This is a genomic window from Pigmentiphaga litoralis (genome assembly GCF_013408655.1).
GTDB classification, from domain to species: domain Bacteria; phylum Pseudomonadota; class Gammaproteobacteria; order Burkholderiales; family Burkholderiaceae_B; genus Pigmentiphaga; species Pigmentiphaga litoralis_A.
Genome location: NZ_JACCBP010000001.1, coordinates 2,591,015 through 2,617,085, shown reverse-complemented (window position 1 = coordinate 2,617,085; position 26,071 = coordinate 2,591,015). Strand labels below are relative to the sequence as shown.

The window sequence follows — 26,071 nt, the reverse complement described above, 5'->3', positions numbered from 1 at the left end:
CCTCAAACTCCGCTTCCCGCTGGTCTCATCCAGCGTCTGGTAGAACCTTTCTCGGCAAGTCTGTCGGGCACCAAGCCCGGCGGACCCAGCATTCTTCGCATGCAAACGCACGTCGAGTTTCACCAGCAGGAGTGCACCATGGCAGCCAAAGAACAAAAGCGCGGCAACAAAGAAACCAAGAAGCCCAAGAAAGCGCCGGCGCCCAAGCCGTCCGCCACCCCATTGAAGCCGGGCTCCACGCCCATCAAGGTTCCGAAAAAAGACTGAGCAGGCGCCTTGCCTGTCCGCACCACTTCTTGAACGGGGCGGTCGCTGGGCACGTGCGTGCCTGCGGCGCTCCGAAAGGCGCCTATGCACCCGGTTCTCCAATTCGTTGCCGGTCGTACGGCCTCCGGCCCGTGGGCTGACGCGTCACCGGTTCGCGAAGAACTGTTCGGCATCGAACGCCTTGAACAGCACGCGCGCAGCCTGGCTGCCGCGCAGCAGGTCACGACGCGGCCGCCGGCCGTGCCGTCGCTGCGCAAACGCCTGCGCGTCAATGCCGCGCAATTGCTGGCGGCGTATCGCGCCAGCGCGGCGGAACTCGTTGCCGGCCGCCGCGTTGTGCCGGCGGCTGAATGGCTGCTCGACAACTACCACGTCGTCGAAGAACAGATCCGTGAAATCCATGTCGACCTGCCGCCGGGCTACTACCGCCTGCTGCCCAAGCTGGCCGATGGTCCCTTCGCCGGGTATCCGCGTGTGTTCGGGCTGGCCTGGGCTTACATTGCCCATACCGACAGCCATGTCGACCCGGTGGTGCTGCGCCGCTTCATTGCCGCCTACCAGGAAGTGCAGCCGCTGGACATCAGCGAGCTGTGGGCCGTCGCCATCACCCTGCGTATCGTGCTCGTGGAAAACCTGCGGCGGCTGGCCGACCAGATTGCGTCGGGCCGCGCCGTGCGAGCCGATGCCCAGCGGCTGGCCAATGACCTGCTGGCGCCGGGTGGCGCGCAGACCGCGCTGGACAAGGACATTGCGACGCGCGCCCGCGGGCCGCTGTCGGAAGTGTTCGCGGCGGAACTGGCCAAGCGGCTGCGTGATCAGGACCCTCGCACCACGCCCACGCTGCAGTGGCTGGACGAACGCTTGCGTGGCCAGGGCACCGACACGACGCAGGTGATCCAGCACGTGCAGCAGCGGCAGGGCGCATCCAACGTCTCGGTGCGCAACGTCATTACCAGCATGCGGCTGATGTCGGACATTGACTGGGCGGATCTGTTCGAAAGCGTGAGCCTGGTGGATGCGCGCCTGCGTGCCGGCAGCGATTTTGCGGCCATGGATTTCCCGACCCGCAATGTCTATCGCAGCGCCATCGAACAACTGGCGCGCGGATCGGCGTGGTCGGAACTGGCGATTGCCGAGCAGGCCCTGGCGCTGACATCGGACCAGGCGGGCAACGCCGCCAACGCCCGCGATCCGGGCTTCTATCTGATCGCCGGGGGACGCGCCGCACTGGAATCCACGATTGGATTCAAGGCGCCGTTCCGCGTGCGCATCAACCGGTTCATCGTGCGTGTCGATGTGGGCGGCTATGTGACCGCGATCCTGGCGCTGTCGGCGCTGGTCGTTGCCGCCGCGTTCTGGGCGGTTGCCGGGCCGGGCCTGGGGGCACTCTCGTTCACCTTCCTGGCCGTGCTGGCCCTGGCGGCCTTCTTTCCCGCCTCGGAACTGGTCACCGGGCTGGTCCACCGCGCAGTCACCTCGCGCTTCGGCGCGGTGGGCTTGCCGGCGCTCGCGCTGACCGATGGCGTGCCGGAAAGCCTGCGAACCCTGGTCGTGATCCCGACCCTGCTGTCCACCGAAGAAGACCTGCTGGCGTGCATCGAACATCTTGAAGTGCACCACTTGGCCGGGGCCGGCGGCGACCTGTCGTTTGCCTTGCTGTCGGACGGACTGGACGCCGACCGCGAAGTCGTCGCGTCCGACGGGCCCCTGATCGCCCTGGCGCAACGCGCCATCGCGGCCTTGAATGCGCGGCATGGTCCGGCGCCGGGCGGCAAACGGTTCTACCTGCTGCATCGCCGCCGCCAGTTCAACGCCAGTGAAAACCGCTGGATGGGATGGGAAAGAAAACGCGGCAAGCTGCATGAATTGAACCGCCTTCTGCGCGGCGCAACCGACACCAGCTTCCTGCCGCTGGATGCCGCGCCCGACGGTTCGGGCCGGCCCGATATCCTGACCAACGTGCGGTATGTGATCACGCTGGATGCCGACACGCGCCTGCCGCGTGATGCGGCGCTGCGCCTGATCGGCAAGATCGCCCACCCCTTGAACCAGGTGCGCTACAGCGATGACCAACGCCGCGTGGTGGGCGGCTATGCCATCCTGCAACCCCGCGTCACGCCGGCCTTGCCGCTGGGCCGCGAAGGCTCGCTCTATCAGACGCTGTCGTCCGGTCCCGGTGGCATGGACCCCTACGCGGCCGCCGTGTCCGATGTGTACCAGGACTTGTTTGGTGAAGGTTCGTACACGGGCAAGGGCATCTACGACGTGGACGCGTTCGAGAAGACCCTGGCAGGACGCATCCCTGAAAACACGCTGCTCAGTCATGACCTGTTCGAAGGCGTCTTTGCGCGCGCCGGGCTGGCGTCCGACGTCGAAGTGGTGGAAGAATTTCCGGCGCGTTACGACGTGGCCGCGCGCCGCCAGCATCGCTGGACCCGGGGCGACTGGCAACTGCTGCCGTGGCTGATCCAGCGCCGCCATGCCGGTTCCACGCTGCCCCCGTTGGGCCGCTGGAAAATGATCGACAACCTGCGGCGGTCCTTGCTCGCCCCGGCCAGTTTGCTTGCGCTGACCTTGTGCGCCTGGCTGCCGTGGCCCTATTCCTTGCAGGCCATGCTGCTGGTCATCGTCGCGATGGCCTTGCCGGCGTTTCTGCCCGGCCTGTCGATCCGGCTGTTGCCCAGTCCGAACATCCGTCCGGGCAGCCACTTCCGTTTGCTGGCCGATGGCTTGCGGATGGCCGTGTTGCAAACCCTGTGGGTCGTGGCGATGTTGCCCGACCAGGCCTTTCGCGCGCTGGATGCCATCGCGCGCACGCTGTCGCGGTTGTATGTCACGCACCGTCATTTGCTGGAATGGACGACGGCGGCGCAGGCAGCCGCGCGTCCGCGGCCCGGCATCGTCGGCTTCTATGCGCAGATGGCAGGCGGGGTAGTGCTTGCCTTGCTCGTCACCGGTGTGGCGGCCCTGATATCGCCGCGCGAAGGGCTGGCCATGTTGCCGCTGCTCGCGTTGTGGCTGGCAGCCCCGGCCATCGCCTGGCATGCCAGCCGCGCGCCGACGGTGGCGCCGCTGGGCGCCATGGAAACGGACGAGGCGGTCGCGTTGCGGCGCATTGCACGCCGCACGTGGCGCTTCTTCGAAACCTTCGTGACGCCAGCCGACAATATGCTGCCGCCCGACAACTTCCAGGAAGATCCCAAACCGGTGGTCGCCCGCCGGACCTCGCCCACCAATATGGGGCTCTACCTGCTGTCGGCCGTGGCGGCACGCGACTTCGGGTGGGCGGGCGCGGCGCAGACCTGCGACCGGCTGGAAGCCACACTGGGCAGCATGCACAAGCTGGACCGGTTTCGCGGGCACTTCTACAACTGGTACGACACCGGCACGAAGCAGGTCCTGTTGCCCGCGTACGTGTCGGCGGTAGACAGCGGCAACCTGGCGGGCCACCTGATTGCGCTGGCCAACGCCTGCGAGGAGTGGATCGGCGCATCAACTACCGACAGCTGGACCGATGGCGCGGATGACGTCCTGGCCCTCGCTCAAGAAGCGGCCTTGCTCTTGCCTGCCGTGCACAACGGCCAGGGCAAACGCCTGTTGGCCGTGCTCGAAGACATCGGCGTGTCGCTGCAGGGCAATGCCGATACGGCCATGCCGGTGTTGCAACGCCTGGCCGACAAGGCGGTGGCCGAAGCCCGCGCCCTGATCTCGGCCCCGTCGGCCAATGCCGCGGACCTGATCTTCTGGCTGGAGGCCTTGTGCGAACGCCTGGCCGCGCAGCGGCAGGACGCGTCGGCGGGATCGCTGGATGCGCGCTGGCGCGCTTTGGCGGACGAAGCCCGCGCGATGGCCCTCGGGATGGACTTTGCATTCCTGCTCGACCCGGAACGCAAGCTGCTGTCCATCGGCTACAACGCCAGCGACAACACCCTCGACGCCAACTGCTACGACCTGCTTGCCTCCGAAGCGCGCCTGGCCAGCCTGTTCGCGATCGCCAAGGGCGATGTCGAAACGCGCCACTGGTTCCGCCTTGGACGCACCGCCACACCGGTGGGGCAGGGCGCCGCGCTGGTGTCCTGGTCGGGATCGATGTTCGAATACCTGATGCCGTCCCTGATCATGCGCGCGCCGGCAGGCAGCCTGCTCGAGCAGACCAATCGGCTGGTCGTCCAGCATCAGATTGCCCATGGCGATCTGCTGGGCATCCCGTGGGGCATTTCCGAGTCGGCCTACAACGCGCGCGACCTGGCTTTCACGTATCAATATTCCAACTTTGGCGTGCCGGGGCTGGGGTTGAAACGCGGCCTGGCCGAAAACACGGTGATCGCGCCGTATGCCAGCGGCCTGGCCACCATGGTCAATCCCGCCGCCGCCCAGCGCAATTTCGAACGCATGCGGCAGATGGGCGCGCTGGGTCACTATGGCTTCTATGAAGCCCTGGACTTCACGCGATCGCGCCTTCCCGCGGACGCGTCCGTGGCCATCGTGCACAACTACATGGCCCATCACCAGGGCATGACGATCGTTGCCATCGCCAACACCTTGCAGGGTGCGCGCATGCGCGAACGCTTCCATCGCGAACCCATGATTCAGGCCTGCGAACTGCTGCTGCAGGAACGGCTGCCGCGTCTGGTCGCGGTGGCGCAGGTACGCGCCGACGACGTCCCATCGGGTCCGGTCAACATGCGCGGCGACCTGCAATCCGTGCGTTATCTGAGCTCGGCCACCACCGCCGAGCCCGCCGTGCATCTGCTCTCCAACGGCCGCTACGCCGTCATGCTGACTGCGGCGGGCGGCGGCTACAGCCGGTGGCGCGATCGGGCCGTCACGCGCTGGCGCGAAGACGTCACCTGCGATCACTGGGGCAGCTACGTCTACCTGCGCGAAATGCAGAGCGGCCGTGTCTGGTCGGCATCGGCCCAGCCCCTGGGCGAGCCTGCCGAGGGCAGCGAAGTCGTATTTGCCGAAGACCATGCCACCTTCACGCGGCGCGACGGCAACCTGACGACCACCATGGAAGTGCTGGTGTCGGCAGAAGCCGATGGCGAAGTGCGCCGCGTATCGGTCGCCAACGTGGGCCGGCGCGTCAGCGATGTGGAGCTCACGTCCTACGCCGAAGTGGTGCTGGCAACGCCATCCACCGACGATGCCCATCCGGCCTTTGCCAAGATGTTCGTGCAGACCGAATACCTGCAGGAATTTGGCGCGCTCATCGCCACGCGCCGCCCGCGCACCCCTGACGAAGCGCCCATGTGGGCCGCGCACTTCGCGGTGGTCGAAGGCGTGGCGGTGGGCGACATGCAGTACGAGTCCGATCGCGGCGCCTTCCTCGGCCGCGGCCGCAATGCCAGCACGGCCATTGCGCTGACAGCGGGCAAGGCACTGTCGAACACCCTGGGCACGGTGCTGGACCCCGTCTTTTCGGTGCGGCAACGCGTGCGCATCGCTCCGGGCCAGGTTGCGCGACTGGCTTTCTGGACACTGGTTGCACCGACACGCGAAGCCCTGCTGGACCTGGTCGATCAACACCACGATCGCAGCGCCTTCGAACGCGCAAGAACCTTGGCCTGGACGCAGGCCCAGGTCCAATTGCGTCACATCGGCATCGAAGCCGACGAGGCCGCCGACTTCCAGCGCCTGGCCGCCCCCATTCTTTATGCCGAAGCGCGCTTCCGTTCGCCGTCGGACGTCATCGCGCGCGGTGCAGGCCAGCAGTCCGGCCTGTGGCCGCTGTCGGTATCGGGCGACCTGCCGATCGTGCTGCTGCGCATCGACGATATCGATGACATCGGCCAGGTCCGCCAGCTGCTCCGTGCCCACGAATACTGGCGCATGAAAGGCCTGAGCGTGGACCTGGTCATCGTCAACGAACGCGCGTCGTCCTATGTGCAGGACCTGCAGGTCGCGATCGATACCGCGGTCCGCAGCAGCCAGTCGCGGCCCCGGCTCGATGGCGAAGCCCTGGCACGCGGCGTCGTGCATACCCTGCGCGCCGACCTGATGGGCATGGAAGCCCGGGCCTTGCTGCACTCGGTGGCGCGCGTGGTGTTGACCGCGCGGCTGGGACCCATTGCGCAGCAGATGGCGGGGTTGCCACCGGCCACGTTTGCATCGCCACCGGCGGTGGCGTCGGCCCCCGTGCCGTCCACGCCCGCGGCCAGCAAGGCGGCATTGCCCGCCGTGGCGGCGCCTGCCGTGGCCGCGCTGACGGCGGACCTTGAATGTTTCAACGGCCTGGGCGGCTTTGCCGACAATGGCCGCGAATACGTAACCGTGCTGTCCGACGGCCGCACCACCCCCGCGCCGTGGATCAATGTGGTGGCGAATCCCGACTTCGGGTTCCAGGTCTCGGCCGACGGCAGCAGCAGCACCTGGGCCGGCAACAGCCGCGAAAACCAGCTCACCCCCTGGTCCAACGATCCTGTCACCGACCCGTCGGGCGAAGCCTTCTACGTGCGCGATGACGCCAGCGGACAGATCTGGAGCCCGACCGCGCAGCCCTTGCGCGGCAACGGCACCTACGTGGCGCGGCACGGCCATGGGTACAGCCGCTTCACGCACGAATCCGATGGCCTTGCGCTGGATCTGCTGCAGTTCGTCCCGCTGGACGATCCCATCAAGATCTCGCGCCTGACCCTGCGCAACACCGGCCGCCAGGCGCGCCGCCTGACGGTCACGTCCTATGTCGAATGGGTGCTGGGCACCGCGCGCGGCGCATCAGCCCCGTTCATCCTGACCTCGGTGGATGAAACGACCGGCGTGTTGCTGGCCCGCAATCCGTGGAGCATGGCCTTCGCGGGCCGCGTCGCGTTTGCCGACCTGGGCGGACGCCAGACGTCCCGCACGGCCGACCGCACCGAATTCCTCGGCCGGCACGGCCGCCTGTCGTCGCCTGCGGCCTTGCGGTCGACGGCGCCCCTGTCAGGAGCGGCGGGGGCAGGGCGGGATCCGTGCGCCGCGCTGCAATGCAGCCTGGTGCTGCAACCGGGCGAATCCGTCAGCCTCTGTGCGCTGCTCGGCCAAAGCCCCTCGCAAGCCGAAAGCCTGGCGCTGGTGGCGCGCTACCGTGCGGCGGATCTGGATGCCGTCCTGGAAGCGGTCAAAGAACATTGGCGCGGTGTGCTGGGCGCGGTGGTCGTCCACACCCCCGATCGCGCCATGGACATCATGCTCAACGGCTGGCTGCTGTACCAGACCCTGGCCTGCCGCATCTGGGCGCGGTCCGCGTTCTATCAATCCAGCGGCGCCTACGGCTTTCGCGACCAGCTGCAAGACGGCATGGCGCTGACCTTTGCCCGCCCCGAAGAAACCCGCCGCCATTTGCTGCGTGCCGCCGGCCGCCAGTTCGCCGAAGGCGACGTGCAGCATTGGTGGCTGCCCGACACCGGGCAAGGCGTGCGCACGCACATCTCCGACGACCGGGTCTGGCTGGCCTTTGCCACGGCACGCTACGTATCCGTCTCGGGCGACGCCGCCGTGCTCGAAGAAAGCATCCCCTTCCTCGAAGGCCCCTTGCTCAAGCCCGAAGAACACGACGCTTTCTTTCAGCCCATGCAAGCCAATCTGTCAGCGACATTGTTCGAGCACTGCGCCCGCGCACTGGATCAAAGCATCGCGCTGACCGGCGACCTGGACCTGCCCTTGATGGGCACCGGCGACTGGAACGACGGCATGAACCGCGTCGGGCAAGATGGCAAAGGCCAAAGCGTGTGGCTGGGCTGGCTGCTGATCCGCACGCTGGACATGTTCATGCCGCTGGCCGAAGCCCGCGATCCCGAACGCGTCGCCCGCTGGCGCGCCCATCGCGAAGTCGTGCGCGCCGCGCTCGAACACGAAGCCTGGGACGGCGCCTGGTACCGCCGCGCCACCTTCGACGACGGCACCTGGCTCGGCAGCCGCGGCAGCGACGAATGCCGCATCGATTCGATCGCGCAATCCTGGGCCGTGCTATCCGGCGCCGCGGACCCCAGCCGTGCCGTCACGGCGATGAACTCGCTCGACGATCACCTGATCCGCCGCGACGACGGCCTGGCGCTGCTCTTCACGCCCCCCTTCGACCACCCGGTCCGCGACCCCGGCTACATCCAAGGCTACCCGCCGGGCTTGCGCGAAAACGGCGGCCAATACAGCCACGCCGCCATGTGGGCCATCATGGCCTACGCCCAGCTGCGCGGCGACACCGACAGCGGCCGCGCCCACGCCTTGTTCGCATTGATCAACCCGATCAACCATGCCCGCACGCTGGAAGACGCCGCGCAGTACCGCGTCGAACCCTATGTGGTGGCCGCCGATGTGTACTCGGTTGCGCCGCATGCGGGACGCGGTGGCTGGACCTGGTACACGGGCGCCGCGGGGTGGATGCACCGCGCAGGGGTGGAGGGGATTCTGGGTATCCGCCGGGAGGGGAACGTGTTGATTGTGGACCCGTGCATCCCGTCGGACTGGCCGGGGTTTACGGTGGATGTGACCCTGGGCGATGCAAAGTATGCGATTCGTGTGGAGGCGAATGGCGGGAAAGGGTCGGGCGTGACGGCGGCGGTGCTGGATGGAGCCAGTGTCGAATGCGATGGCATGATGCTTCGCGTCGCGGTGACCCCGGGGAATCATGAACTGAGGGTGACACTGTAGATCATGGATGGCGTTTGCTATAGCGTTTCGTCGGCAGTCAGGATGAACCGGCGCCTCGCTCGGCCAGCGCTCTTAGAATGCGGGTTGCTGTCGCCTGAATTGCCAGGAAGCCGCTGGTCTTCTTGAAGGTCGTCACGTCCATGAATTGACGCTTGTTGATCTCGATTTGCAGACTTTCGATGCCGCGAGTCGGGGCGCCATAGCGGCGGACAATCTCGCCACCCTGATACGGTTCGTTGAACGTGCAGGAATATCCGTCGTCGGTGATGATCTTGCCGACAAACTCCATGAGTTCGGCGGAGCACGTCTCGCCGTTCCGGTTGCCCAGACAAAAATCTGCCCGAGGCTTGCCCGCATCTGCGTGAGTGGCCGCGCCAGTTTCCGACATGCAGTGACCGCTCAGGTGATACACCTTTCCGAACTGCGTGTGATGGCGAGCAAGAAGCGCCTTCAGCTCAGCATGATAAGGATGGTAGTAGCCATCAAGTCGCTCCATCACTTCGTCGATGGTCAGTTTTCGCTCGTGGACGGGCTCCCCGTGCCGCGACTTTGATTTGAGCAGCCCCAGGCCTGTGCGGGAGCGAGTCGGTTGCAATGTTTTCGGCCACTGACCCTCGATCAGGTCGGCATCCATGTCCAATTCGTGGCGATTCACGTCTATCCAGAAGTTCGGAAAGGACGCATAAAGCATCGTCCCACCAACATCAGGCGTTGCGCTCCAGATCTGATCCACGTACATCGACACATTATCGTGAAGGGTCGTGAAGGGAATCATGGAGCGAAACGCTTCAGGATATTCGCGACCACTTCTTGACACGTCGACTACCAACGGAACAGAGGGTACGGTGGGATCAAAGCGCTGAAAAACGCCGCGCTGTATGTGCATGTTCATCGTGCTGGTCTCTCGTTGAAATTGGGTACGGCCCAGATGCCCGGCGTCATTCTTTGATGCCCGCTTTCACGACAGCTGCCTTGAACTTCTGAATGTCTCGGATCATCAGTTCACGGAACTGATCGCCAAAAAGTGGTGTGACTTGCCCGCCATCGGCTTCCAACGTTCGTATAAGTTCGGGATCGTTCAACGCCACCTTGGTGGCGTTCGTCAACTTTGCAATGACATCGGCTGGGGTCCCGGCCGGGGCCACGAAGCCATACCAGAGCGTCATGTCGACATCGAGTCCAATGTCTTTGAAGGTAGGCACGTCTGGCATGCCTGGCGGTCGTGCGGTTCCGGTGACGGCCAGCATCCGGAGCTTCCCGCTTTTGATCTGCGGCATCAGCGACACGTAGGGATTGATGAAGCTGTCAACCATCCCGCCGAGCAGATCATTCATCGCAGGTGCAGCGCCCTTGTAGGGAACATGGAGAATGTCGACCCCGGCCTGCTGTTTGATGATTTCCATGACGATGTGAGACGCGCCGCCTGCACCGACCGATGCAAAGGACATCTTTCCCGCCTTTGCCTTCTGCAAGTAGTCCTCGATCGATGTGTAGGGCGAGTCTGCTCGGACGACCAGGCCGTAGGGTGAGTCCACCAATTTCGCGATCGCGGTGAAGTCTTCTGGCACCCTGTAAGGCAGGTCCGAGCGCACGGCAGGCGCGGCTGAAAAGCTTCCGCTCAATACGAGCAGCAAGGTGTAGCCATCGGGTTTGGACCGCGCCACCATACTCCCCGCAATCGTGCCCCCGGCGCCGGCACGGTTATCCACGATGACAGTCTTGCCCAACACCTTTCCCAAGGCACTTGCGAGTGCACGCCCATAGGTGTCCCCGCCTCCGCCTGGCGGGAAGCCGACCACCAGTTTGATCACCTGGTCGGGATACGTGGAGGTTCCGTTGGATGACAGTGGAATCAAGGCGGCGCCGAGCGCGCTCAACATCAGGCGGCGACGCGACGTACGCACCAGCCGTGCGGAATTCTTCAGATTCATCGTTTAGCTCCAGATACCGAAGTGGGGCATGCGTTGCAAGCAGGATCGCGGCAACCTTCCGGCATAAGAAGACTATATCGTTTTATCGAAAAAAACTATTTTTTTCGATAAAAAGACTTGGGCTGGGTCGTTAGGGAGGGCCGAGGCCAAAGCGGCCCGCCGGCTTCCTCTATAATTCCCACATGTTTTCGATAAAAAAATCAGATGGCGTCGATGACAGCTCGGAGCCAGGCGACACGCTTGCCGCCCAGCTGTACGAGCGGCTGCGCGACGACATCATCCTGGCGACGTTGAAGCCAGGTCAAAAGCTCACGATGGAGTTGCTGAAGGAGCGCTACGACGCGGGCATGACGCCGTTGCGTGAGGCGTTATACCGACTGTCATCTTCCATGCTCGTCACCATCGAGAATCGGCGCGGTTTCCGCGTGGCGCCTGTCTCGCCAATGCACCTGGACGAGGTCATTCGCACGCGCGAAGAGGTGGAGACTTTGCTCTTGCGAGCGGCATTCGAGAACGCAGATGTCGCTTGGGAGACCCGAATTGTCGCTGCGTATCACGCGTTGATGCGCGCCAGTGGCAGCAAGCCAAACTATGGTCCCTACACAGCGGACTGGGAGGGTGCACACGGCGAGTTTCATTTCGCCTTGTTGTCAGCAGCAAGACAGCCCATGCTGCAGGACTTCCATCGATCGCTTTGGGACCATTGCTCGCGCTACCGGAATTTGGCGTATTCGGGCCGCGCGCCGGTCACCACCGTGTTTGATGGCCATCAGCAACTGATGGAAGCCGCCATGTCGCGCGATGTAGAACTTGGATGCGTGCTCCTGAAGAGGCATATCACCCTGGCCACTTCACACATCAAAAGTGCCATGTTTCCAGGCGCCGCGGTCCAGGCCAATTGATTCCTGGCCCTTCAGCGCGGCGCCAAACTGCTAGCGCCATCTAATCCAGCTGAAGCTTCGCCCGCGCCGCCACCGTCCCCCACTTGGCAAAATCCACGCCGCGGCGCTGCTCGGCGTCCTTCGGCGTGTTGGCCACGACCCGAAGATCCATCTCCGACAGGCGGCCCTTCAGCTCGGGGGCTGACAGCAGCGACGCCACATCCTGCTGCACCTTGCCCACCACCGCCGCATCGGCGGACGACGGTGCCATCAGCGTCTCGTAGAACGTCGCGTCAAACCCTGCATACCCCAACTCGGCAATCGTCGGCACGTTCGGCAACAGCACCGAACGCTGCGCGCTCGACACCGCCACGGCCTGCATGCGGCCGCTTTGCACGTGCTGGATCAGCAGCGACGACACGATGAAACCACAGTTGACGTGACCCGCCATCACGTCCTGCGCGGCGGGGCCGGGGCCCTTGTAGGGCACGTGCACCAGTTCCCTCTTGGTCGTATCCAGCAGCAGGGCCATGGTCATGTGGCTGGGGGTACCCGCGCCGCCCGACGCGTACATTTTCGACGCGGGTTGCTTGCGGAAGTCGGCCAGGGTCTTGACGCCGGAATCGTTGTTGCACGCAAGCATCTGGTTGAAGCTGGCGAAGTAGGTCACCGGCTTCAGGCCGTCCTGCAGGCTGAAGGGCAGCTTCTTGTAGACATGGGGGTTGATGGTCAGGATGGTGTCGGGTCCGACCAGAAAGGTGTGGCCATCCGTGGCGCGCGCCACTTCGGCGGCAGCCAGGTTGCCGCCCGCGCCGGGTTTGTTTTCGACCACCACGGTCTGGCCCCACTTCTGCTGCAGGCCGGGCTGCAGCAAGCGTGCGATGACGTCACCCGGCGTGCCGGGCGGGAAGGCGGCGATCAGACGCACGGGCTTGGTAGGCCAGGCGGGCGTTTGCGCCACGCCGGCCGGCGCAACGGCACACGACAGGGCGGCAAACGCCATCCCGATCAGCAGGTGCCTGCGCGGCAATGTAGGGGTCGATGTCATTGCTGTCTCCCGGCAACCGTGGCCAGAATGGAAGGGGCATCCGCGGACGAGTGGCCGCGCCACGCGACGATCTGGTCCGGCCGGATCAGCGCCAGCGGCGCCTCGTAAAGGGAACGCAGGGCGTCGGCCGGCAAGCGCACCACCTTCAGGTCGATGTGCAAGGCGCGCGCGGCGTCAATGAAGGCGTCGTGCGCGGTCTCGTCGCTGCCCAGCACCAGCAAGGTCCATTCGGTGTGGAACAGGTCGAACAGGGATCGCCCGTCGTCCATCCACGCGTGCGGCGGGCGGCCGCCAGGGGTGGCCGTCGGGACATACCGGCTGGGTTCGTCGGGCGGGATCGGGCTGCCGTCGCTGACGATGAGGGGTGACCCGTCATAGCGGCCGCCGAACGTCACGCCTGGAATGTTGAATTCCAGCGCGGCATGCTCGTTCAAGGCGGTGGACGCCACGACGCGTTCGGCGTCACCGTCGGCGGTTTCCGCTTCCAGGACCGGGGTCGCTTCGAAAAGGCCCACCGAGTCCGCAAACCGCCGCGCAAAGGCGGTATTGCGTTCGGCCAGCGGCTTGCGTTCCGCTTCGTAGCTGTCCAGCAGGGTGGGCGGTGCAAGGCCCCGCACCACATCCGCCAGCTTCCATGCCAGGTTCACGGCATCTTCGACGGCGGTGTTGTATCCCAGCCCGCCGGTCGGCGTGAACAGGTGCGCGGCGTCGCCGGCAATCAGGGTGCGGCCGTGCTGGAAGCGCTTGGCCACCAGCGCATGCCCCGCCAGCCAGGTGCCCATGGACAGGATGTCGATCGGTACGTCGGCGCCCACGGCTTCGCAAAAGATGCGGCGGGCATCCGCTTCGGTCCAGCTTTCCGGATCTTCATCGGGATGGACGGCGGCGTGGAACGCAAATTCCCCCTTGCCATCCACCGATGCCATGAAGGCTCGCCGCTGGCTGTTGACCGACACATACATCCAGGCCTTGGGATGCGGCAGCGCCGCCAGGAAGGCTGGCGATCGCAGGTAGATGGCAAACATCTTGCCGCCCATGAACTGCCGCTGCATGCCTGTCACGCCGCCGTATTCGATGCCCAGCTTGCCGCGCACCACGCTGCGCGCGCCGTCCGCACCGACAAGGAATTGCGCGCGCACGGTGGTGGCTCCGGCATCGGCCGATTCAACAGGCGCGATCTGCGCGACGATGCCATCGCCCGTCTCGTGAAAGTCGCGCAGGCTCCATCCGTAGCGCAGATCAATGGACGGCCAGGCCGAAGCATGACGCCGCAAGGCGGCCTCCACGAACTTCTGCGACACCCGATGGGGCAGTTCCGCTGCGCTCCACGAACCGGACATCGTCTTGATCTTTTCGATGGCCTGCGCGGCCGTCGGCAGACGGATGCGCGCCAGTTCATGCTTCACGTAGCGCGTGAAATAGGCGATGTCGGTCGGGTGATCCGCAGGCAGACCCAGTTGACGGATCTCATCGGCAAAACCCAGCCGGCGATAGTGCTCCATGGTGCGTGCCTGTGTCGCATTGGCTTGCGGATTGAAGGCCGTGCCCGGCTTGCTGTCGACGATCAGGCAGCGGATGCCCCGCCGGCCCAGTTCGTTCGCCAGCATGAGCCCGCAGGGTCCTCCCCCGGCCACCAGCACATCCACATCCAGCGAGGGCGCAGGCCCGTCAGCCGCAAAGGCGTTGTTCGCCATCGTTGTATTCCTCAATTACTTTGGATGTTCTTGTCGCGGATGATGGCGCCCATGCGCTCGTAGTCCTTGAGCCCCTTGTCACGGAAGGCTTGCGGCGTCATCGGCTCGGGAATGTTCCCCATGGCCAGGATGCGTTCCTGCGTGCCGGCATTGGCCAGCGCGCGATTGATCTCAGCGTTGAGGCGGGTGACGATGGCGGCGGGCGTGCCCTTGGGGGCGTAGACGCCAAACACCGCATCGGCATCAAAGCCCTTCAGCCCCGATTCGTCCAGCGTCGGCACATCAGGAAACTGCGGCGATCGTTTCGGGCTGGCCACCGCCAGCATGCGCAGCTTGCCGGCCTTGACGTACTGGATGGCAATACCCGGATCGAACAGAAAGTCGATCTGCCCGCCCAGCAGTTCGGTCAGCGCCGGGCCCGCGCCGCGATAGGGCACGTGGATGGCGGTCGTGGACGTATCGCGCATCATCATCTCGCCGGCCAGGTGCGGTGAACTGCCATTGCCCGGCGACCCGAAGGTGCGTTTGCCGGGGTTCGACTTCAGGTCGGCAACGAACGCGCGAAAGTCCTTCGGGCCGGTATCGGTGCGCACCACCAGATAGAAGGGCACGCGCGCCACCGATGCCACCGGCACCAGATCCTTGGCCGGATCGAAGGACATGCTGGTGTAGATGTGCGGGTTGATCGACACCATGCCGCCCGAACTCATCAGGAAGGTGTAGCCATCGGGCGCGGCATCGGCCACCGCCTTGCCGCCGATATTGCCGCCGGCGCCGCCCTTGTTCTCGACAACAACGGGCTGCCCCAGCGCCTGCTGCAGCGGCTGTTCGATCGACCTGGCCAGCAGGTCGGCCGCGCCGCCCGGCGCGAAGTTGACGACCAGTTTGATCGGCTGGCGAGGCCAGTCCTGCGCGGCCGCGCTGGCCGACACCACGCACAAGGCCGTGGCGGCAAAGATTTTGAGCATGTTCATGAAGGCACCTGGGCGTCAGAAGGGGTAGTGGCGATCGGTGGTCTGGATCGTGATCCAGCGCAGCTCGGTAAAGGCGTCGATGCCTGCCTTGCCGCCGAACCGTCCATAGCCCGAGTCCTTGACGCCGCCAAACGGCATGTGCGCTTCGTCATGCACCGTCGGACCGTTGATGTGGCAGATGCCCGAGTCGATGCGATTGGCCACGTCCCACGCGCGGGTGATGTCGCGGCTGAACACCGCGGCCGACAGGCCATACGGGTTGTCGTTGGCGACCCGCACCGCGTCGTCAATGCCATCCACCCGCACGACCGGCTTGACGGGTCCGAAGCTTTCTTCGTGATAGATGCGCATGTCGGCCGTGACGTGGTCGAGCAGCGTTGCGGGCATCAACGTGTTCTCGGCCTTGCCGCCGCAGACCAGGGTCGCGCCCTTGGCCAGCGCATCGTCGATCAGCGCATTGCAGCGTTCCACGGTGGCCGCATCCACCACCGACCCCAGCACCACCGGGCCTTTGCGCGGATCGCCCAGTGGCAAGCCGGCCGCCTTTGCTGCCAGCTTCTGCACAAAGGCATCCGCAATCGCGCGATCGACCACCAGCCGTTCCGTGCTCATGCAGATCTGCCCGCTGTTGGCGAACGCGCCAAATGCCGCGCCGTTCACGGCGGCATCCAGGTCCGCATCGGCCAGCACCACCATCGGCGCCTTGCCGCCCAACTCGAGCACCACGGGCTTCAGGTACCTGGCGCAGGTTTGCGCCACCAGCTTGCCGACCCGGGTAGATCCCGTGAAGTTGACGCGGCGCAGGGCGGGGTGCGCCACGATGGTCTCGACGATCTCGGCCGCGTCGTCCGGTGCATTGGTGATGAAGTTGACGACGCCCGGCGGAAAGCCGGCATCTTCGAACGCATCGACGATCAGGCCATGCACGGCGGGGCACAGTTCGGACGCCTTGAAGATGACCGTGTTGCCGCAGGCCAGCGGCGTGGCAATCGCGCGGATGCCCAGGATCACCGGCGCGTTCCAGGGCGCGATGCCCAGCACAACGCCTGCCGGACGGCGCACCGCCAAGGCCAGGCTGCCGGGTACGTCGGACGGAATGACCTCGCCGCTGATCTGGGTGGTGATGCTCGCTGCTTCACGCAACATGTCGGCCGCCAGATGGACATTGAAGCCGGCCCACGGGCCTGCCGCGCCGGTCTCGGCCGCCATGGCTGCGATCAGCGCCGCGCCCTTGGATTCGATGGCCTGCGCCGCCTTCAACAGCAGGGCGCGGCGCTCGCCGGGGCCGACTTGCGACCACGATGTAAACGCATGGGCAGCCGCTTCGACCGCGCGCTGCGCATCGGCTTTGGTCGCGGCAGGCGCCGTCGTGGCGACGGAGTGATCGAGCGGATTGCGCCGCTCGAAGGTTGCGGCGTTGCTGGCGGCCAGCCGTTCGCCGCCGATCAGCATCGATGGGGTATTCATGGGATGTCTCCTTTGTTATGGGTAAGGTGTCGCCGTGGTCTAGGCGATGTCGATTTCGATCAGCATGGGTCCGCTCGATACCAGCGCGCGGGCCAGTGCGTCTTCGAACGCGCCCGCCGTGGCGACGCTGACGCCGTCGACGCCTTGGGCGGCAGCCAGCCCGACGAAGTCGATGTCGGGCAGCGCGGTGCCTGGCACGGCCTCGCCGGGCTTGTAGCCAAAGATCCGCGCAAATTCATGCAGCGCCGCATAGCGCTGGTTCTTCAGGATCAGAAGGGTCATGGGCAGCTTGCGCTGCGCGGCGGTCCACAAGGCCTGCACGGCATACATGGTCGACCCGTCGCCGATCAGGGCGATCACCCGCTTGTCGGGCTTGCCCATGGCCACGCCCAGCGCGGCGGGCAGGCCGAATCCCAGTCCGCCGCTGCACATGGTGTAGAAGGTTTCCGACGCGTAGATCGGCAGATGTTCGTGAATGCGCGGCCGCGCACTGGGGGCCTCTTCAACGATGATGCTGTCGCGGGGGCGCAGATCGTTCAGGGTCTGCAACACCCAGTCCACCGGCAAGCGGACCTCGGCGTCAGGCACTGGCTGGCGGGGCGCGCGCACGCGGGGCGCAGGTGGCTTGCGTTCGGCCGGCGCAGGCCGTGCCAGCAGATCGCGCAGCCCCTGGCGAATGCTGCCGACGACCGACGTGCCGACCGGCGCGCGGGCTGCGACCTGCGGGTCATCGGTCAGTTGCACCAGCCGGGCGTGCGCTGGCAGATGCGGGCCGGCGCCTTCTACGTGGTAGGTGAACGCCGGGGCGCCCAGCGCAAAGACGACGTCATGACCGCCAAGTCGTTCAACAATCCGCTCGCGCATGGCAGGCAGGAAACCACCCCATAGCGGATGATCTTCCGGGAAGCTGCACCGGCCTGACATCGGCGCCACGTACACGCGGGCCTGATGCCGTTCCGCAAAGGCGACGGCTTCATTCCATGCACCGTCGCGATCGACTGCGGCGCCAACCACGATCGCGGGCGCCACCGCCGCATCCAGGGCGGCCCCGATGTCCTGCAGCAGGTCGGCGTCGGGCCGCAACTGCCGGCTGACGCGCCGCGCCTCCACCGGGGTCGTCAGCACGTCCCAATCGTCCGAAGGCACCGACACCAGCACCGGCCCGCACGGCGGCATCATCGCGATGTAATAGGCACGCGCGATCGCCAGCGGCACGTCTTCGGCACGCGCCGGTTCCACGCTCCACTTCACATAGGGCTTGGGAAGCTCGGTCGCTTGATTGGATCCCAGGAAGGGATCGAAGGGCTGCAGCGATCGCGCCTGCTGACCCGCCGTGATCACCAGCGGCGTGCCGTTCTTGTGCGCGGTAAAGATGTTGCCCATGGCGTGGCCGACACCCGCTGCCGAATGCAGGTTCACGAATGCCGCGTTGTGCGTGGCCTGCGCGTAGCCATCGGCCATCCCGACCACCACGCATTCCTGCAGGGCCAGGACGTAGTCGAAGTCTTCGGGAAAATCCTTGAACATCGGCAGTTCGGTCGATCCGGGATTGCCGAAGATCGACGTCATGCCCAGATCGCGAAGCAGCCGGAATACGGCTTCCCGCACGGTGATGCGGTCGTCGTGGGCGGAGGGTGAAACAGGGTGGTCCATCGAAACTCCTTGCTGTCGTGGCAGGGAGTGTGGATGCGCGCGTACTATTCAACAATAATATGAAGCTAATAAGAGAATATTAGATAGATGCATAAGGAGACGGCAGTGGCAAAGGGGCTGGCGGCACGCACCGCGACCAGGGAAGACACCAGCGCGAAAGACCTGGATCTGAACCTGCTTCGATTGTTCGAAGCCATCTATCGCCTTGGCAGCGTCAGCCGGGGTGCCGACGCGGTGGGCCTGTCCCAGCCCGCGGCCAGTCAGGCGCTGGCGCGACTGCGGCAGGCGGTGGGGGATGTTCTGTTCGTGCGATCGGGCAGCGGCGTGCGGCCCACGCTGCGCGCGGAACAGCTGGTGGCGGTCATCCAGCCTTCGCTGTCGGCGATCGAAGGCGTGCTGAAAGGGGCCGAGCGATTCGACCCGGCGCAGTCACGCATGACGCTGCGCCTGCACCTGAACGACATTGGCGAAGCCCGGCTGCTGCCGGAACTGATCGCGGCCCTGCATCGGCAGGCGCCCGGCATTCGCGTGGAAACGTCGCCGCTGCCGCACGAAGACATTGCCGATGCGCTGGCCACCGGCAAGATCCACTTTGCGTTCGGCTATCTGCCGTCCGTCATGGATACCGAAAAGGTCGAACTGATCCGCGACCGGTATTCCGTCGTGGTGCGGGCAGGGCACCCGCTGCTCAAGGCGCACGATGGCCCACCCACCTTGCAGGACCTGCGATCGCTCGACTACGTGGCGGTCAGTTCCCATGCCGAAACGCTGCGCATCCTGCATCAGCTGGGCATCGAGTCGCAGCTGGCACTGCGGTGCGCGCACTTCCTGTCCTTGCCCACCCTCATTGCCAAGACGGACCTGGCGGTGATCATGCCGGTGGCGATTGCACGGCGCCTGATGAACACCCGGCAACACGCGGTGCTGCCCGTGGTGCTGCCCAACAGCAAGTTCGGCGTCGCCATGCATTGGGACCGCCGCTTTACCAACGATCCGTCGCACACCTGGCTGCGCGCGACCATCATCGCGCTGTTTCGCCAAAGCGCCAGCGCCTGAAGATCAATCCGCCAGCGTCACCGACAGCGGATCGTAGGAATACAACCACTGCGCGCGCGTCTTGGTCATGTCCTTGTCCGCGAATGCCTGCCGCATCGCGGCCACGTCTTCGATCCGATACAGATCCCGGTTGCCCGCCGACTCGCGCACCACCTTCGCCGTGCGGTCCAGCCGCGTGCGTTGGTAGACCTGCAAGGCCTCGGTGACATCGTCGTGGGCATCCAGCGACCGGGCCAGTATCGCGCCGTCTTCGATCGCCATCGCCGCGCCCGATGCCAGATAGGGCAGGGTGGGGTGCGCTGCGTCCCCCAGCAGGGTGGCGCGGCCCTCGCTCCAGTTGTCGACCGGCGGCCGGTCGTTCAAGGCATAGCGATAGCAGCTGTCGTGATCGATGGCGTCGATCACGGTCTGGATGGTCGGATGCCATCCGGCAAAGTCCGCCTTCATGTCTTCCCACGGCCGCTTCTGCGTCCAGGATTCGACTTCGGCAAACGGATGCTCGACCAGGCCGGCAAAGTTCAGCAGCGTGCGCGCCCGCAGGTAGTACATCACCACGTGCCGCTTCGGGCCACACCACACGGTGGACACCGTGTCCATGATGTCGGCGGGCAGACGGTGCGTCGGGATTACGGCGCGCCATGCCACGTCGCCGGTATAGCTTGCCGGCGTCGGGCCCAGGATCTGCGTGCGGATCGCCGACTTGATGCCATCGGCGCCGATCAGCACATCGCCCAGCGCCTGCCGGCCGTCGTGCAGATGCAGCACCACACCTTTGGGCCCCTGATCGAATCCGATCGCCCGGGCCTTCAGGTGGATGCAGTGGGGATCCAGCGCCATGACCGCCTTGGCCAGCAACTCGTGCAAGTCGGCCCGGTGGATGTGATAGTAGGGCGCGCCATTGGCCGCTTCATGCTGCTTGCCCAGGGGAATGCGGTGCATGAGTTCGGCCGTGTCGTAGCGGCGGAATTCAAAAGCCTCGGGCCGCACTGCGGTCTTTTCCAGTTCGTCGCGCAGGCCAAGGTCGATCAGCACCTTGACCGCGTTGGCGCTCGATTGCACGCCGGCGCCGACCTCGGCCAGCGCGGACGCCTGCTCGAAGATCTGCACCGGATAGCCGCGTTTCAGCAGGCATGCCGCTGCCGTCAGGCCGCCGATGCCTGCTCCCGCAATGATCACTCTGGGTTTCTGGTTCATGATGCTTTCCTTAGTCTGCGGTAATGCCGGCTTGTTTGATGACATTGGCCCAACGTGTGGTTTCGGCGGCAACCAGCTTGCCGAAGGCGTCGGGCGTGCCGGGCGCGACCACCAGGCCCAGCTTGTCCATGTTTGCCTGGACGTCAGGCATCGCAAGCACCTGGTTGACCTCCTGGTTGATCTTTGCAACGACCTGCGCCGGCGTGCGCGCGGGCGCCAGCAGGCCGAACCACAGGTCCACGTCGGCGCCCCGTACCCCTTGCTCGGCCAGGGTCGGCACGTCGGCCATGACCGGAATCCGCGTTGCCTGCGTCGCGGCCAGCACCCGCAGCTTGCCCGACTGCCGGAAGCCCAGCGCGGTATTGGCGGGCAGGATCATGGCCTGCACCTGTCCGCCCAGCAAGTCCGTTACCGCGCCGGCCGAACCGCTGTAGGGCACGTGCAGCACGTCCACGCCAGCGTTCAGTTTGAACAACTCCATGGCCAGGTGCTGCGGCGTGCCTTTGCCCGGCGACGCATAGGCGTACTGACCCGGCTTCGACTTGAAGCGCTGCAGGGCCTCGGTCAGCGTGGTCGCTTCAAACCCCGGAGTCACCGCGAACACCAGCGCGCCGGTCGCGACCTGCCCCACCGGGACGAAGCTTTTCACGGGGTCGTAAGGCACGGATTTGAACAGGCTGGGATTCATCACGAACGTGCTGACCGTCATCAGCAAGGTGTGCCCGTCGGCCGCGGCGTTGGCCACGTAGCTGGTGCCGATGTTGCCGCTCGCCCCGGGGCGGTTTTCCACGATGACGGGCTGGCCGATGCGCTGCGACAGCTTCGGCCCGATCGCCCGCGCCAGCGTGTCCATGCTGGTGCCCGGGGTGTACGGCACGACCAGCGTCACCGGCCGGTCCGGCCAGGCTGCGTCGGCCGCCAGGGCCGCTGAAGATAGGGTGACCGCCGCCACGGCCGTCGCCCCGAGCCGCAGCGCGACCCCTGTTGAAATGCCTGCCATCGTCTGTCTCCTCAACCCGCCTTTTCGGCTGTGTGTACGGATGGTAGGAAGGCGCTGGCGATATGTCTAATATATGTCCCTAATCCATTCATAGTCCGTGCTTATGAATCTGAGCATCCGGCATTTCAAGGCCTTCCTTGCCGTGGTCGAGACGCGCAGCATGACGCGGGCGGCCGAGCGCATCCACATCAGCCAGCCGGGCCTGAGCCTGATGATGCAGGACATGGAAGCGCAGCTGTCCTGCCGCCTGTTCGAGCGCACCACCCGCTCGGTCGGGCTCACGCCAGCCGGTCAGAAGCTGGTGCCCGTCGCGCGCCAGGTGGTCGACGAAATCGAAACGATCGCACCGGTCCTGAGCCAGCTGTCGGAAAGCCGCCGGATGCATCTGCGCATTGGCGTGCCACCGATCTTCTCGGCCAGCGTCATGCCGCTGGTGTACATGCGCATGCAGCAGACCCATCCCGCGCTCACTTTGCATATCGTGGACCTGCCCCTGCCGGAACTGGAAGCGCTGGTGCGCAGCGGCGAACTGGACTGCGCGCTGGGGGTGTTTCCCAAGCGCGTGCCCAATGTGTTGAGACGGCCGCTGTTCGACTTCGACCTCGTCTATGTCGAAGCCAGGACGGGTCCGCTCAGGGCGCGGTCGCGCGGCCGCCTGCCCAAGCGCCTGCGGTGGCAGGACCTGCCCGACGTGCCTTTCGTCGAATTGCATCCCGCCGCCGACCTGCAGCAGCAGATCGACAAGTGCCGCGCCGCCTGCAACGTGGCCCGCCGCGACGGCATCCATCTGCATCGCTTGGAGTCGGTGATCGGTATGGCCGCCGCGGGCGTCGGCCCGGCCATCGTCCCCTCGTTTGCCGTGCCCCTGGGCCACGGCGCGCAGCTGGCGGTCGCCACGCTGACCGATCCCGTGCTGTCGCTCGCCTTCCACCTGATCATGAAACGGGGCCGCGAGCAGCCCACCGCGCTGGAAGCGTTCTCGACGACCTTGCTCGCGGTCATCGATGAACGACGGGAAAGAATCTAGGGGAAACGTTGGCCCGTCCGGCCCCACCTGAAAACCGGTTGACCCCGCCCCAGCGCAATGGCATCTTGAGCGCAGCCGTGGCTTTCGGGCATTTGCTGCGGGCCGGTCCGGAACACTCTCACAAAACATCTCCGGAACGCCCTGCGCGGCAACAAATGCTCAGAGTCGACTATGGAAAACCATAGCTCGCTCTTTGCATTTCGTAAAACTAAAATGCAATTACACGATGCTGCGATCTGCGCAAGCAACTCTGGAGACCAAACCGTGAACTTCATCAAGAAACCCTGCGCCGCCATCCTCACGGCGCTGGCATGTTTCGCTGTCGCCCCTACCCACGCGGCTGACGCATCCGTACCTCGTCAAATCAAGCTCACTGCGCCTGCGGCTCCCGGTGGTGGATGGGACGGCGCATCGCGCGCGCTCCAGCAAGTCCTGATGTCCGAAAAGATTGTCCCGTCTGTCCAGGTGGTCAACGTGCCTGGCGCGGGCGGCACGATCGGCCTGGCCCAGTTCGCCGGTGCGGCGCAAAAGGACGGCAACCAGGCGCTGATGATGGGGATCACCCTGGTTGGCGCCGTGTTGATGAACAAGGCGCCCGTCGGCCTGGATGCCGTGACCCCGATCGCGCGCCTTACCGCCGATCCGCTGGTGGTGGTCGTGCCCGCGCAGTCGCCTTACCGCAACATGGCGGACCTGGCCAAGGCCATCAAGGCCGATTCGGCCAAGGTCGTCTGGGCGGGCGGCTCGGCCGGTGGCGCTGACCACATCCTGGCAGGCCTGGTCACCAAGGCCGCGGGCGGCGACACCAGCAAACTGAACTACGTGCCGTTCTCGGGCGGCGGCGAAGCGCTGGCCGAAATGCTGGGCGGGCGCGTGACGGCTGGCGTGTCGGGCTACAACGAGTTCGAAAGCCAGATCAAGGCAGGCAAGCTGCGCGCCCTGGCCGTGTCGGGCGACCGCAAGGTGGAAGGCGAGTCGGCCGGCACCCTGAAAGAGCAGGGCCTGGACGTCGTGCTGACCAACTGGCGCGGTGTCGTGGCAGGCAGCAACATCACCGCTGCGCAACGCCAGGCATTGGGCGCCGCGATCCAGCGCGCCGTGGCCACCCCGGCATGGAAGAACGTGCTCAAGACCCGCGGCTGGGAAGATGCCTATCTGGATGGCCCGGCCTTCGACGCGTTCCTGAAAGCCGAGCGTGAGCGGGTGTCGGCAGCGCTGACGTCGATCGGACTGGTGAAATGAACGACACCCGTCCCGAATCGGTATTCGGTTCCTGGCGCGCGCCGTTCTTCATCGGCGTCGGCCTCTTTGCGCTGGCCGCCACGCTGTACATCAACGCCGGCGGCCTGCGGTCGGCCGGCACCATGGGCGTCGGTCCTTCCGCGGCCTTGCGGCTGGTCTCGGTGGCGCTGATTGCCCTGGGCCTGGCGCACTGGGTCCAGGCGTTCAAGCTGCGGCGCTTTGCGCCGAGGCCGACTGCGCCCGTCAATGTGCCAGCCCTGGCATGGTGTACCGGTGGATGGATCGCCGCGATCGTCTGCGTCGCCTTCAACGGCGGCTTCATCCTGGCGGCAACCCTGATGTTCGTCGCCTCGGCGCGTGCGTTCGGCAAGCCGGTGGGCATCACCTCGATCGCCATCGGGCTGGTGCTGTCCACGGTGGCGTCGCTGTTCTTCACGCAACTGCTGTCGCTGAGCCTGCCTGAAGGCCTGGTCGAAGCGGTGCTGTATCGGGCGGCGGACTGACCATGGATACCTTGTCATTGTTGTTGAATGGCCTGGCGGTGGCCGCAACGCCGTCGAACCTGCTGTTTGCAGGTATCGGCGTGCTGCTCGGCACCCTGGTCGGCATCCTTCCCGGCATCAGTCCGTCCCTGACGGTCGCGTTGCTCCTGCCTGTCACCTTCCAGCTCGATCCCACGGGCTCGCTCATCATGTTCGCCGGTATCTACTTCGGCGGCATGTACGGCAGTTCCACCACCGCCATCCTGCTCAATACCCCCGGAGAGGCGGCATCGATCGCCACCGCCATCGAAGGGCACAAGATGGCGCGCGCCGGCCGGGGCGGGCCCGCGCTCGCCACCGCGGCCATCGGCTCGTTCTTTGCCGGCACCCTGGCAACGATCGGTCTGGCCCTGGTTGCCCCCTGGCTGGTCGAGCTTGCCGTGCACTTCGGTCCCTGGGACTACTTTGCGTTGATGATGCTGGCGTTTGTCACGGTGGCCGCGACCTTCGGGACGTCCGTCATGCGGGGTCTTACCAGCCTGGTGCTGGGCCTGACGCTGGGCCTGATCGGCATCGACAAGCTGACCGGGCAATCGCGCCTGGACTTCAGCGTGCCCGTGCTGCTCGATGGCATCTCGATCACGACCCTGGCGGTGGGCCTGTTTGCCGTGGGGGAAACGCTGTTCGTCTTGTCCCGCTTCAACGGTCAGGCCGAAAAGCTGATCCCGGTCAAAGGCTCGTTGTGGATGACACGCGAAGACTGGTCGCGTTCGTGGAAAGGCTGGCTGCGCGGCTTTGCCATCGGCTTTCCGATCGGCGCGCTGCCGGCAGGCGGGGCCGAAGTGCCGACCCTGCTGTCATACACCGTCGAACGCAAGCTGGCGCGTCATCCGGAAGAATTCGGGCATGGCGCCATCGAAGGCGTGGCCGGCCCGGAAGCGGCCAACAACGCCGCGGCCACCGGCACGCTGGTGCCGTTGCTGTCGCTGGGCTTGCCCACGTCGGCGACCGCCGCCATGTTGCTGGCCGGCTTCCAGCAATACGGACTGGTGCCTGGACCGCTGCTGTTCACCACCAATCCCGAACTGGTCTGGGGCCTGATCGCCAGCTTCCTGATCGGCAATGCCATGCTGTTGCTGCTGAACCTGCCGCTGGTGGGACTGTGGGTCAAGCTGCTCGCCATTCCGCAGCACTGGCTGTATGCCGGCATCCTGCTCTTCGCGCTGCTGGGAACGCTCGCCGCGAACCCGTCGGCCGTGGAATTGGGCATGCTGCTGATCTTCGGCCTGGTCGGCTACGCCATGCGCTATTGGGACTACCCGGTGGCGCCCATGATCGTCGGCCTGATCCTGGGGCCCATGGCCGAAATCCAGTTCCGCCGCGCCCTGCAGATCAGCCTGGGCGACCCGATGGTGTTCTTTACCAATCCGGGATCGGCCGTGCTGTTGCTGCTGGCCGTGGTCGCATTGTTCGCGCCACTGGTCTTCAAGGGACTCAGAAAGTTCCAGGGCGCTGACGAGTAAGGGG

The 26,071-nt window shown here is 65.6% G+C and carries 17 protein-coding genes; 8 read left to right on the top strand and 9 right to left on the bottom strand.

What is annotated here, in order from left to right:
• The first annotated feature begins 99 nt into the window (after positions 1-99).
• Both HD883_RS11760 and HD883_RS11755 read left to right on the top strand, forming a co-directional pair.
• The gene (locus HD883_RS11760; protein WP_179582101.1) at positions 100-267 is read left to right on the top strand and encodes a hypothetical protein; all 168 of its coding nucleotides are present in this window, start codon (positions 100-102) and stop codon (positions 265-267) included.
• Positions 268-351: 84 nt separating this feature from the next.
• The gene (locus tag HD883_RS11755) at positions 352-8,895 is read left to right on the top strand and encodes a GH36-type glycosyl hydrolase domain-containing protein (RefSeq protein WP_179585323.1); all 8,544 of its coding nucleotides are present in this window, start codon (positions 352-354) and stop codon (positions 8,893-8,895) included.
• 37 nt (positions 8,896-8,932) lie between these two features.
• Here HD883_RS11755 and HD883_RS11750 read toward each other — a convergent pair whose 3' ends face one another.
• A complete protein-coding gene (locus HD883_RS11750; RefSeq protein WP_179585325.1) occupies positions 8,933-9,787 on the bottom strand; it encodes an N-formylglutamate amidohydrolase in 855 nt (284 codons plus the stop codon).
• Positions 9,788-9,833: 46 nt separating this feature from the next.
• Positions 9,834-10,826 (bottom strand): Bug family tripartite tricarboxylate transporter substrate binding protein, encoded by a 993-nt coding sequence (locus tag HD883_RS11745; RefSeq protein WP_257022147.1) that lies wholly within the window; start codon positions 10,824-10,826, stop codon positions 9,834-9,836.
• Between the two features lie 182 nt (positions 10,827-11,008).
• On the opposite strand from HD883_RS11745, the gene HD883_RS11740 reads away from it, so the two are divergent.
• Positions 11,009-11,728 (top strand): GntR family transcriptional regulator, encoded by a 720-nt coding sequence (locus tag HD883_RS11740; RefSeq protein WP_179585327.1) that lies wholly within the window; start codon positions 11,009-11,011, stop codon positions 11,726-11,728.
• Between the two features lie 40 nt (positions 11,729-11,768).
• On the opposite strand, the gene HD883_RS11735 is transcribed toward HD883_RS11740, so the two are convergent.
• The 5 genes from HD883_RS11735 to mdlC are packed head-to-tail and all read right to left on the bottom strand — an operon-like array spanning position 11,769 to position 18,543.
• Positions 11,769-12,755 (bottom strand): Bug family tripartite tricarboxylate transporter substrate binding protein, encoded by a 987-nt coding sequence (locus HD883_RS11735; RefSeq protein WP_179585329.1) that lies wholly within the window; start codon positions 12,753-12,755, stop codon positions 11,769-11,771.
• Positions 12,752-14,449, bottom strand: coding sequence for an FAD-dependent oxidoreductase (locus HD883_RS11730; protein WP_179585331.1), 1,698 nt, complete (start codon positions 14,447-14,449; stop codon positions 12,752-12,754). Before HD883_RS11730 ends, HD883_RS11735 begins: the two co-directional genes overlap by 4 nt.
• Positions 14,450-14,460: 11 nt before the next feature.
• Complete coding sequence (locus HD883_RS11725; protein WP_179585333.1) at positions 14,461-15,423, bottom strand: Bug family tripartite tricarboxylate transporter substrate binding protein; 963 nt, start codon at positions 15,421-15,423, stop codon at positions 14,461-14,463.
• Positions 15,424-15,438: 15 nt separating this feature from the next.
• Positions 15,439-16,890, bottom strand: a complete 1,452-nt coding sequence (locus tag HD883_RS11720) for an aldehyde dehydrogenase (RefSeq protein WP_179585335.1) — start codon at positions 16,888-16,890, stop codon at positions 15,439-15,441.
• A 39-nt stretch (positions 16,891-16,929) separates the two neighbouring features.
• Positions 16,930-18,543: a benzoylformate decarboxylase gene (gene mdlC, locus HD883_RS11715; RefSeq protein WP_179585337.1), complete on the bottom strand. Its 1,614-nt coding sequence runs from the start codon at positions 18,541-18,543 to the stop codon at positions 16,930-16,932.
• 105 nt (positions 18,544-18,648) lie between these two features.
• On the opposite strand from mdlC, the gene HD883_RS11710 reads away from it, so the two are divergent.
• Positions 18,649-19,599 carry a LysR family transcriptional regulator gene (locus HD883_RS11710; RefSeq protein WP_373563350.1) on the top strand — a complete coding sequence of 317 codons (951 nt, stop codon included), beginning with the start codon at positions 18,649-18,651 and terminating at the stop codon, positions 19,597-19,599.
• Between the two features lie 3 nt (positions 19,600-19,602).
• On the opposite strand, the gene HD883_RS11705 is transcribed toward HD883_RS11710, so the two are convergent.
• Positions 19,603-20,793 carry an FAD-dependent monooxygenase gene (locus HD883_RS11705; protein ID WP_179585341.1) on the bottom strand — a complete coding sequence of 397 codons (1,191 nt, stop codon included), beginning with the start codon at positions 20,791-20,793 and terminating at the stop codon, positions 19,603-19,605.
• Between the two features lie 10 nt (positions 20,794-20,803).
• Positions 20,804-21,793: a tripartite tricarboxylate transporter substrate binding protein gene (locus HD883_RS11700; protein ID WP_179585343.1), complete on the bottom strand. Its 990-nt coding sequence runs from the start codon at positions 21,791-21,793 to the stop codon at positions 20,804-20,806.
• 103 nt (positions 21,794-21,896) lie between these two features.
• Between HD883_RS11700 and HD883_RS11695 the strand changes: the two genes are divergently transcribed.
• The 4 genes from HD883_RS11695 to HD883_RS11680 all read left to right on the top strand — a co-directional run bounded on the left by HD883_RS11695 (position 21,897) and on the right by HD883_RS11680 (position 26,067).
• Positions 21,897-22,820, top strand: a complete 924-nt coding sequence (locus HD883_RS11695; RefSeq protein ID WP_179585345.1) for a LysR family transcriptional regulator — start codon at positions 21,897-21,899, stop codon at positions 22,818-22,820.
• A gap of 435 nt (positions 22,821-23,255) precedes the next feature.
• Positions 23,256-24,062 carry a Bug family tripartite tricarboxylate transporter substrate binding protein gene (locus tag HD883_RS11690; protein ID WP_257022146.1) on the top strand — a complete coding sequence of 269 codons (807 nt, stop codon included), beginning with the start codon at positions 23,256-23,258 and terminating at the stop codon, positions 24,060-24,062.
• Complete coding sequence (locus HD883_RS11685) at positions 24,059-24,565, top strand: tripartite tricarboxylate transporter TctB family protein (RefSeq protein ID WP_179585350.1); 507 nt, start codon at positions 24,059-24,061, stop codon at positions 24,563-24,565. Before HD883_RS11690 ends, HD883_RS11685 begins: the two co-directional genes overlap by 4 nt.
• Positions 24,566-24,567: 2 nt before the next feature.
• Complete coding sequence (locus HD883_RS11680) at positions 24,568-26,067, top strand: tripartite tricarboxylate transporter permease (protein WP_179585352.1); 1,500 nt, start codon at positions 24,568-24,570, stop codon at positions 26,065-26,067.
• The last annotated feature ends 4 nt before the right edge of the window (positions 26,068-26,071 follow it).